6 protein-coding genes are annotated in these 9371 nt (G+C 38.9%); all 6 read right to left on the reverse strand.

Features of this window, described 5'->3' with window-relative positions; translation table 11 throughout:
* Positions 1 to 217 precede the first annotated feature (217 nt).
* From C900_RS21405 to C900_RS21430, 6 genes are read right to left on the reverse strand one after another with little or no spacing between them, the layout of a single operon-like run.
* On the reverse strand, positions 218 to 1222 hold the full coding sequence (locus tag C900_RS21405) for a hypothetical protein (RefSeq protein ID WP_009582308.1): 1005 nt from the start codon (positions 1220 to 1222) through the stop codon (positions 218 to 220).
* Between the two features lie 3 nt (positions 1223 to 1225).
* Positions 1226 to 2941 (reverse strand): restriction system-associated AAA family ATPase, encoded by a 1716-nt coding sequence (locus tag C900_RS21410; protein ID WP_009582309.1) that lies wholly within the window; start codon positions 2939 to 2941, stop codon positions 1226 to 1228.
* Positions 2938 to 4356, reverse strand: a complete 1419-nt coding sequence (locus C900_RS21415) for a restriction endonuclease subunit S (protein WP_009582310.1) — start codon at positions 4354 to 4356, stop codon at positions 2938 to 2940. The genes C900_RS21410 and C900_RS21415 overlap by 4 nt, the downstream gene beginning before the upstream one ends.
* Complete coding sequence (locus tag C900_RS21420) at positions 4353 to 6020, reverse strand: class I SAM-dependent DNA methyltransferase (protein ID WP_009582311.1); 1668 nt, start codon at positions 6018 to 6020, stop codon at positions 4353 to 4355. The genes C900_RS21415 and C900_RS21420 overlap by 4 nt, the downstream gene beginning before the upstream one ends.
* On the reverse strand, positions 6020 to 8815 hold the full coding sequence (locus tag C900_RS21425) for a type I restriction endonuclease subunit R (RefSeq protein WP_009582312.1): 2796 nt from the start codon (positions 8813 to 8815) through the stop codon (positions 6020 to 6022). The genes C900_RS21420 and C900_RS21425 overlap by 1 nt, the downstream gene beginning before the upstream one ends.
* Before the next feature lies 1 nt (position 8816).
* Positions 8817 to 9011, reverse strand: a complete 195-nt coding sequence (locus tag C900_RS21430) for a helix-turn-helix domain-containing protein (protein WP_009582313.1) — start codon at positions 9009 to 9011, stop codon at positions 8817 to 8819.
* Positions 9012 to 9371: the final 360 nt, after the last annotated feature.

Raw genomic sequence — 9371 nt, forward strand, 5'->3', positions numbered from 1 at the left:
GCTTTTTTTGACGGTATTTCAGCTATTCGGCTTAGTGTTGTGCGTTCGTGCTTTATTTTTCTTTTCGTTATAGTCTTCATTTTCCATGTCCTCCTGTGCGGTGGGGCATTTTTTAAAATTTCTCTTTTCTCGGGCAGGGACTTGGATGCTCTTTTGCAGGTTTTGGTCGTGCGGTGGCATTGTGCGACCTGCAAATGTGCTTGCAAGTGTGCGTTGGCTAATCATAAACTTCCATTATGTCAGTCCTCTTTTTTAGTTCAGTCAGTAGTGGAATCTTTAGGAATTTCCAGTCTGAATATTTGTCGTCTTCATACAATTCAATCTCACGATCAATTATCTCTACAAAAGTCAAAGCTGGATTGTCCTTTTTCTGCTGCCTATATCTATTCTTCAGTTCCCTTAAATAGGTCTTTATTCTCGGTCTAACCTTGTCGTTGTATCGTTCAGCAATATCGAACAACCAATTCCATGTTTCAATTTTGTCGGCTTCACCAGTTAGGTTAATCGTCAAATCATCTCTTTCAAGATTGTCAACGTCCTTGTTGGGGTCTATTTCCATGGCAATAGAAATGTCGTGTTCACCATTAGCAAAAGGATAAAATGCTTTTCTGTCGTTTTCGATCGGGTCTTTAGTTTTCTTTCGATCCGAGTTGCACTTGTAACATAGAGGAACCAGATTGTGAAAATTCACGCTGGCAAATGGATATTCAGATTTTGGTAAATAATGGTCAAACGCTTCTCTGTATTTGCTGTCTTCATGCTCAAAGTCAATCAAACCACAACCCGGACAGTATTGAAAATCACTTTCCTTAATGAGCCTTTCATAATAGTCCTTTTTTGTGCCTGGGACTTTCGCTTTTTCAAGTAGTGTTTCGTAAAAGTCAACCAATAAAGGTTTGATATCATCCTTTACTTGAGCTGGCAGATCATCTAAATAGACCGGCTTTGAACCATTGCAGAGTTCCTCAATTTTATTGTTTGTAACAAATGCCTCCTTTATGGCTTTCCGTTCATCTGCTGTTAATGGCTTGCACTTGTCGTAAATGGCATCTACTTCCTTTTTTAACCATGCATAGCTATCGTAAAGCGTCTTGAACTCTGCATTGAGTTTTGTTTCACATGCATCATCGCAAGCCTCACACCACACGGAACACACCAAATGCTCCAGCATTACGTGGAGTTTAAAGATGTCGTGCGTTATCGGTTTGTAAAGCCTGAGCATAGATTAGTCAAATTTCATTCGGTTCAATTTTGCCAGTACCAAATCCTTTTCAATGGACTCTCCAAGAATTCTAAGTTCTTGCTTGATAGCCTCTTTTTGTTCTTGGGTTTCGATATTGTCAAAATCAATGGTCTTTAATTCTTCATTTGCCCAATCACCAATGGATTGGTTGTATTCAAACAATTCATCTAAAATGATTTCAACGGATGTTCCATAAGTGTTGAAGTCCAATTCTCTGGCTGTTTTCGCTTCAATTTTATGATTGTCTTTGTTGCGTTTGAAGAAAATGACATTGTTTGGCAAACAGTCAGAAATCACAAAAGGAGAATGAGAAGTTAAAATCACATCTTTCAAAAAATTATTTGTTCCGCCAGCTTTCAAGCTGTCGTTTAGAACTTTGATAAACTTGCCTCTCCAACCAGGATTAAAATGTGTTTCTGGTTCATCTAACAATAGCAGAGTTCTTCGGTCTTTGAGCATTAAGCAAATGCCCATGGTGTGCAGGAATTGATGTTCACCATCAGAGAATTCTCGAAGCAACAATTCTTTTGGTTTTTCCAACCCGTCAATTTCTTTCAGAATCATGTAGTCCAAAAAGTAGAAAACTCGGTCTTCGGGTCCTGCTTCGGGAAGCTTTCCATCAGTATAGAAACCTCTAGATTTATAAACCTCTTCTTTAGTTGGAGTACTGATGATGTTAGCGTTCAGTTCATAAAGCACCTGAAAGAATCTGAACAGCTCAAATGAAGAGCTGAAATGATCTCTGAACACTTGCTTGGTTTTTTCATCTACAAAGAAGTCAAGTGTGAGAACAGTAAATAAACCATCACGCATTCCTTTGATGCCGCCTTTTTGCTCATACCAAGAGGAAGCACATTTTTTCAGTTTATCAAGAATGTGTTCAACCTGATAAAGAATCGGTGAGGAATCCTTTTTCTCTTCGTCCAAATGAAGTGTTTGCATATTCAGATTCATCCTGAAACTGCGAATACCAACAATCCCCAATTCATCTCGTAATGGCTTCAGAGTGGTTTTTGGGTCTTCATATAGCATGCAGGCCAACAAAACTGCCTGACTCATTTCTTCATCAATATAAAGCAAGCTCGTTTCTGGTTCATCAAAAGGAAAGCCCTTCTTTACTGCTTCTTTATATTCATCAAAATGAATGAGTCGGTTTTTAATAAAGGGCAAACTCAATATTTCGTTTTCTCCTGATGAATAACCAACTACTAAGTCTGGTAAAAATTCTTTTCCTGGTGCACGTACTTGTGATCTTGCCGATGGTTTTAAGGAAACTTCTCTTGCTTCCGCACCTTTCTCTTTGCTGAAAGGATTGGGTTCAACCGTCATGACAGGTTCTTTGCCCTTTTCTTTGGTGATAGTGACGATATCGGCAAGGAAAAGCACGTAATCATTTTTGTTGCTACTACAAGTCAGATACTTTAAAGTAAAAGCATCTGGCGTGGACTTACTTCTGCTAAAGTGCTTTTCGAAACTATCGGGTCGGTATTTGGCTACACACATCTCCAAATGGTAGAATATTGCTGCCAGTGCTTCCAATACATTGGATTTTCCGCTACCGTTTAGGCCGGCAAAACAAAAGGGCTGAAACTCCAACATGGAATCCACACCTTTATCGGTGAGCTTGTGAAAATGCACCTTAAAGCCCGGATGGAGACTTCTGAATTGTTCGCCTATTTCTAAACTCAGCAGCTTCATTTTACGACTAGTTTTAGGCTTTGGCTTTGCTCATCGAATTCCTGTGCCAAACGTTCTTCTTCTTTTAGCAATTGAAAAGCGACTTGTTTAGCTTTGTCGTATAAGTCCTGACTTTCAAACTCTTGATTGTTTAGGCGATTAATCAAACTCAACAAATACTCTTCATTGGTGATGATGCTGAATAAATCGTTTTCGGATTTTTGAAGGTCGATTTCTTCTAGTAAAGCATCAAGCTCAATTGAAAGATCTAAATTTAGTTTGCCCGTAAAGGCTCTTTGAAGCAGTGCGTTTAATAAATCTTCGATTTTTGATGCTGATTGCTTCAACGAATTTTTTCTCTCAGTTATTGAAAAGTATATTTTCTCAAATCGATTTTGGAGAGAAATAGGTGCATTTTTAAGCTTTAGAGTTTTAATAATTCCTAGGTTCAATCCTTCCATTATCGCACCTCTGTTTCGAGCTTTCATTTGAAAAGCAGTAAAGGGATTAGAATGTATGGAGTATGCCAAGTAATAAGGATTGCACTTTGTCTCATCTAATGTAATGCAAGCCAAATGCTTTGTGTTTATTGACAATGGAATGTCATCTGGAATCACTGCTGACCTACCCACTGTGCCCATGATGGTAATGATTACATCTCTTGGGAAAACGGTATATCTTTTAAAGCTTTCTTCATATCTAACTTTGGTGATATACCTTCTTTTATCCCACTTGAATACATTATTGACAGCATTGTCAATTCCTAAAACAGCAACTTCACCCTCTTCAGTAAATTCATCATGTTTTAGGCTACTTCCAAAGGGTCCTGTTCTCATTGAACCCTTATTTCCTTTTGCTAAATCTTGTATTTCAATTTCATCCCATTTTTGAAAATCTGGATTTTTCATTCCAAACATTTCCAAAAATTGAGCTCTCAATAACTCATCCAACAAATCTATGGTCTGCTGGCGTTTTTGCACCAAGGCACTTGCCTTGTCCAGTATAGCGACTATTTTGTTTTGGGTTTGAAAATCAGGAACATCTACCTCAAAATTCTTTAAGTCATTTATGGAAACATTCTTTATGACCGCATGCTTGCCTTTGTTGGCAATCTGCTCGATTACATGCGAAATTTGGTAGTAAACCCAATCCTGATTGGTGTCTGGATTTGCAGTCACCTTTACAATCCGTTGATTCAATAATGCTTCAGGTCCATTCCATTGAAATGTTTTAATGGTTCCTGATAAGCTGACCAACAAATCACCTTCGTAGATCAAATACTTTTTATCGTAATCACCTTGCCAATACTTGAAGTCATTGTCGTTGGTGTTTAGGTTATTGATTCGTATGATTGGAATACCCTCATCGGCAAATTCAGATGATTTCCATGCATTGCCGGAAACGAATGAACAAATATCATTGAGCTTTTTTATCACCTTATCAAGCTATTTAGTTCATTCATATCTTCCAATATTTCCTTTTCAAGCTGGATAAGCTTTTCCAAAATCTCTTTTGGTGGGTCGTATTTTTGCTCTGCATATTCATACTCTTTGTATCGGTTGTAGCTCAAATCCAGTTCGTTTTCCTGTATCTCCTTTAACTCTACAAAGAAGTGATTCTTGCGGTTTTCGTATTTGACTTTCGCTCTTGCTTCAAAAGCGGTTTTTATTTCTGGAAGCGGATTCTCTTTGAGCTTTCTGCGGTTGTCATCCAATGAGTAGCCATCATTTTCTACCGAATAAAACCAGACCTTCTCTGTATGCCAATCCTTACTGTCCTCCTGTACTTTGGTGAAAATCAGAATAGCCGTTTTTACACCTGTATATGGTTTAAACGCTCCTTGAGGTAAGGAAACAACGGCTTCAAGCTGACTGTCTTTGAGGAGCATTTCACGTGTGGCTTTTTGTGCACCTGAGCTTCCGAACAAAACACCCTCAGGAATAATCACAGCGGCTTTTCCTCCTGCACGTAACATCTTTGAGATGCGGGATAAGAACAATAATTCAGTAGAAGTAGAATCTATCTTTAAATCAGGATTGATGTCGCCCTTGTCCAGCTTACCTGTAAACGGTGGGTTGGCCATTACGATATCGTAGCTGGCCTCTTCGTTGTACGATTTGCTGAGTGTGTTGCGATAGTCAATTTGCGGATTATTAATTCCATGCATCATTAGGTTCATCAAACCCAGGCGAACCATGGTCACATCAATATCAAACCCGATCAAGCCTTGATCCAGTATTATTTTATTTTCAGGTGTTAGGATGGAAGAGACAATACCGCTTTCAAATCCATCTTCATCAATGGTCAGTTTGCTGGGTTCAGTTTTTCGCACCAAATCGGTTAGAATGTATTGATAAGCACCTATAAGGAACCCACCCGTACCACAAGCCGGGTCGGCAATTCTGTTGCCTAGCTTAGGCTCAACTAGTTCAGCCATCAGTTTAATCAGGTGCCTTGGTGTACGGAATTGCCCCATTTTGCCAGCAGTGGCAATTTCACTGAGCAGCATTTCGTATACATCGCCCTGAATGTCCTGAATAGTTTGTTTGCCATCTTCCGCATCCTTTTCAATTTCCAGATAGATTTCGTCAATCTTTTTAATGGCTTCTACTAACAACGAAGGGCTTCTCAACTCGAAGTTTGCACTTTCCATGTGCTTAGTAAAAAAGGCCGTATCACTGTTCAGCTTTTTAACAAAGTCAAACACATTGAAACGTACATGTTGTAACATGGCATCTGCCGACATATTCTTGAAATAGCTCCAACGCAATTCTTCTGCTTTTCTTGGCTGTCTGGCTTCAGCTATGACTTCTTCAATGGTCTTTGATTTATCTTTCGATTTTTTGTATTCCGCTTCAAGCTTAGCAACATCTACATAAGGGGTGTATTCTCCGCCAAATTTTAATGTGTAGTCTTTTTCAGTCCAGTAACCTTCAGCAATATTCCGTTCGACATTCTTTTCATTTTCATCCAGTTTTTTAATGAAAAGCAGATAAGAAATTTGCTCGATAGCCGTCAGAGGGTTGGCTATTCCTGAACTCCAAAGCGTATCCCAAAGGCTTACGATGAGTGATTTTAGTTTTGCGTTGTTCTGTAACATTATGCTGCCAATAATTTTTCTGTTAATACTAATATTTCGTTAATCTCCTGTGGACTAAAAACACCTCTTATTCCTTGCGGATGAATCATGGTGAAAGGAGATTCAATTAAATTCCGTTTGTGCAATTCACCTTTTTCGAGAATGTAGCTTTTGAGCAAATCCAAAAACTGCAATTGGCGTCCAGATAGGTAACTATGATTTTGAATGAATGCATCAAATGATTTTGCCACTGTTTCAGGGAAACTTTCCAATATCTCAATACCGAGAATGTGTCTGATGAACTGAATGAATTGAGCCTTTCGGTGATTGTAAACCCGTCTTAACAAATCAATAGTGATGTGTGGATTTTCCTCGTGTAACTCATTGGCCAGTTCATTGGCTTCTTCTTCTGTGATGGGATCACCTTTCTGAATCTTCTGCAAAATCGGATTGGTGGAGGTTAATTCTCTGATTTTTTCTTCCACCATTTCACGGTATTTAGCAATGCTTACCGATTCATTTTGTGGCCCAAACTCAACAAATTCCTTTTTTGAGGTAAAGTCTGCAAAGTCAAACTTAGCAGGGCCCAAAGGAGAAACCCTTGAATCGATGAACTTCATCAATGGGCTAAGCTTTTCTATCAGTTGATCGTATTTGCCTTCTGAAATCGTTGACCAAAATTTATTGCTTTGTGCGTCTGTGATGAGTTCCCGTTCTCTTGCCACGATATTCACCGATAAGGGCAATTCAGAAATCTTTTCGATTAAACTGTCTTTGAGTGTTTCAAACTTCTCTTTGTCATCGGTCAGTCCAACCAGTGAAATTTCCACCACATCCTTCTCAAATCGCATGGCTTTGAAATCTTCACCGGAAATCGTTCTCATTAATGGTTTAACCACAGAGCGGAGAAATTCTATTTTATCTGTTGTCAGTTTTATCCAGAAGTTCTCATCCTCTAATCGTTGAAGCTCATTTTTCGCTTCCATGATCACGATTGAGTTCTGAGGTAAGGAATTAATTTGTTTTCTGAGTTTTAGAATTTCGGATGCAACAATTTCAGATTCTCCTTTCTCTTGAGCTAATTCAATTTTGTCAAGACGTAAGCCGAAAAGCTTTACAGGAACTGGAATTTGAGCTTTGAGTTCTTTTCCTTTTGGATTGAGTTTGAAGTATTCGAAGTTGTCCCAACAGTCGAGAATGAGAAACACATCTTTTTCTGCACACCAAGTCCGCATTTTTGATGGCTCAAGTAATCGGGTTCCACGTCCAATCATCTGCCAGAATTTAGTGTAGGAATAGACAGGTTTTGCAAACACAAGATTGACAAGTTCTCGAACATCAATACCTGTGTCGAGCATATCTACACTGATAGCCACTCTTGGCATATCGTTGTTGGTAAATTGGTCAAGCAAACCACCTTTGCCATAAACCCGTGGGTCTTCTGAAACTAAAACCTTGGCTAATTCCCCGTTGTATTCAGGATAGAGTGAATCAAAAATCTGTTCAATCCTTCTTGCATGGGCTTTGCTCGCACAGAAAAAAATCGTTTTTCCTGGAAGAACGCCATTTGGGTCTTTGATACATTCTTCCATGAATTCCTTAACGATTAGGGCATTCGTTCCTTTGTTGATGACACTTTTCTCAAGGTCTGTTCCTTCGTAATTGATTTCTTCAACTTCCTTTCCTTCGAGAATCAGGCGTTTTTGATCTTCTAGGGAAATTGTACGCTTGCTTATTCCTTCATCTTGAAACTTTGTCTTGATTTTCATTACCTGAAAATTGCACAGGTAGGGAGGTATGTTGTTTACTGCTTCTTCATAGGAATAAGCAAAGGTTGGAACTCCATCTTCGCAATTAAATAACTTGAACGTATTATGGTCAATTACATCTGTAGGTGTAGCTGTCAATCCAAGTGTAACTGTATTGAAATAGTCGAGCACTTCTTGGTAAGTGTTGTAAATGCTACGATGGCTTTCATCAATGACGATGAAATCAAAAAAATGAGGAGACAAAATAGTTTCTTCATTGCGGATAATGTTCAACATAGTTGGATAAGTCGAAACATAAATTCTACGGTCTTTTGCAATTTCCTTTTCACCTTGTTTTGGCCATCTTGGTTCGTTTGGAAGATGTTCTTTGAATGCTTCTAATGCTTGATCACGAAGTGCAATGCGGTCAACTAAGAACAAAACCTTTTCTGCCCATCCAGCACGCATGAGAGATTCAACCATTGCAATGCATGTTCTGGTCTTTCCGGTTCCGGTTGCCATTACCAAAAGGAATTTCCTTCTTTTTCGCTCTAGGTCTTCCATTACAGCGCGGATAGCTCTTATCTGATAATCACGTCCGGCAATCTTTGTGTTGATTAATTCACCAGATAGAGGTTTTCGAGCTTTTCGAATGTACCTGTATCTTTCTAAATCTTCTCTTGTTGGAAACCCATGGACTTTTCGTGGAGGGTAATTTTCTAGATCCCAGAAAAATATTTCATATCCATTGGTGTAGAAGCAAAACGGCAAATCTCCACCTACATTTGATTGAATATTATAGCAATATTGTTTGGCTTGTTCTCTGCCTATTGAAGCATCAACCGAGGATTTTTTGGCTTCAACAACGGCTAAAGGTTTACCGTCTTTTCCAAGGAGAACATAATCGCTAAATTGACGCCCCGAATAAGGTGTGGCTGCTTCTTGAACCAAATTATCATCTACAATAATATTGAGCTCCTTTATTACCAGCGAACGGTCATCAACATTCCATCCAGCTAGTTTTAGCCTTTCATCAATTATGTCTTTTCTAGTTTCTGCCTCATTCATATTAACCCTTATTAGAGACAATCAAATCTTTTACATCTACATCTAAGATGTTTGCAATGTCATTCAATATTTCAAGTCTTGGCTGCTGTCTGTTTTGTACGTATCCGTTTACCATGTTATAACTTTTTCCAAGTTTCTCAGCCAACCAAGTTTGTTTAATTCCTTTCTCTTCAAGTACTTCCTTTATTCGGTTCATTTCCGTCTAAACTTATCCAGCCAAGATAGTATTATAATTTTAACTATCTCGTTTTTCAATATAAGAATAGTTCGAATTATTATCATCCACGAGCGTGGGAAGTTTTTAGCTCTTTGGTTTTTTTGGGGTGAGGTTTGTGTGATGGCAAAAACCAAATGCGCTAAAATGTGCGGTGGGTTTTTCTCCGTTCCCGCATGGCATACAACGCTCAGGCTATACTCAGTAGGGTGATCGAAGTGAGTCACTGTCCCCCGTAGCAAAGTAGCTAAAACCACTGAAAGAACCTAACCCACAACACACCCTATTGAGTATAGCTATTGTTGAACCGAACACCTACGGTGGAGGGCACAACGGATTACA

Source organism: Fulvivirga imtechensis AK7, from assembly GCF_000331535.1.
GTDB classification, from domain to species: domain Bacteria; phylum Bacteroidota; class Bacteroidia; order Cytophagales; family Cyclobacteriaceae; genus Fulvivirga; species Fulvivirga imtechensis.